This window comes from Limnospira sp. PMC 1279.21, assembly GCF_032349615.1.
GTDB classification, from domain to species: domain Bacteria; phylum Cyanobacteriota; class Cyanobacteriia; order Cyanobacteriales; family Microcoleaceae; genus Limnospira; species Limnospira fusiformis.
Map to the genome: position 1 here is coordinate 1 of NZ_JARPLU010000403.1, position 1,241 is coordinate 1,241.

General features: G+C 56.1%; 1 protein-coding gene. It reads right to left on the minus strand.

Features of this window, described 5'->3' with window-relative positions:
* Window positions 1-49 precede the first annotated feature (49 nt).
* Window positions 50-1,241 (minus strand): putative transposase (locus P5683_RS24980; protein ID WP_315642098.1); only part of this gene is annotated, 1,192 nt, incomplete at its 5' end.

Here is a 1,241-nt window from a genome sequence, read left to right on the forward strand (position 1 = left end):
CAGACTTCCTGAACTAGGCGGAAATTGAGATGGCACATTTGCGGGTTGGTCAGGAAAGGGTGTATAGGATTTTCATTTCGGTTTCGGGGTGGTGGAAATTTTGCTCATTGAGTGCTTCCAGTAAGGCATGGATTGCCCGGTCATGCACAGGGCTTGCCATTCGGTGGACACGGACATGAAGGGTGTTATCTTCCTTTGAGGGTCTGAGATCCGCTGAGGAAACAAAAAGCTCCCGGATCAGCGCACGTGCCTCTTCCTCTTTGGTCAAGTGGGGTCTGAGCAAGCCGACCATCGAGGTTTCCGCGCGATAAGCGATCATCTTGATGGTGTCGGTGAACATCTTGCCCAAGGGGCGCAGCTGCGAGGGGCGGTCTTCTTCCGACAACTCATCAAGGCTCACTTTTCGTGGCACCTCCCGTCTCTTTACCTTCAGCACTTCGATTTCCTCATCCATTCGCTGGATTTCCAGGAGCCGTTCGCCCTGAGCTTGCGCATCGAGAGCCTCGACTTTGATCACATGTGTGCCCAGACGGGCCTGCTCCCTTCTCAGCTGGGCGCGGAGAGTGCGGATTTGCTGGTCCAAACGGCGCCACGCTGGGTTGACCACCTGTTTTGTGCCAGGAATCTCCTCCACTCCGTATTGCACAAGTCCATCCAAATCATAGTGTTCCATCATATAGGCGAAAAAGTTTTCCTGGCACCATCTGGAGAACATCCGGGCAGCGATCTCCGGGGTCTTCAGTCTCATGGCGGTGGTAATGATGGCGGTTTGGTGGCCGTTTTCGCTTAAACGGCGCACTTCCAACACGGGGATGGACTGCTTGCCGGATGTCAACTCGCTCATACGCGAGGCCAAGCGCATCCGGGTCACCTGTCCGCCGGGGTGAGTGACTTCAACTTCCGAAAACTCCGTTTCCGACCAGTTCTCACCGACCCGTTTGCGGTAAGTGATTGCGGCAACACGTTGTTCCCAGAGTGCCGAAAGTAAGCTGTGGCTGGCCCCCTCCCGGTCAAAAATCATGACGAAACGATATTGGCAGGGGTCCGCAGCCAACTCCGCTTCGGCGGGTTGTCCGGGCACCTGTTCGATGAGCTGGGGGACGATGTCTTCCAAAATCGCCGCGCCCAGGCCCTCAGCCAGGGGTTTGGACACCACAAAAAAAGGCAAGCCCAGAGCGTCGTTGACCCAATAATCGGTGGTGCCCCGCAAGCAGAGTTTTTCGCGGGAGACATAGCGTCGG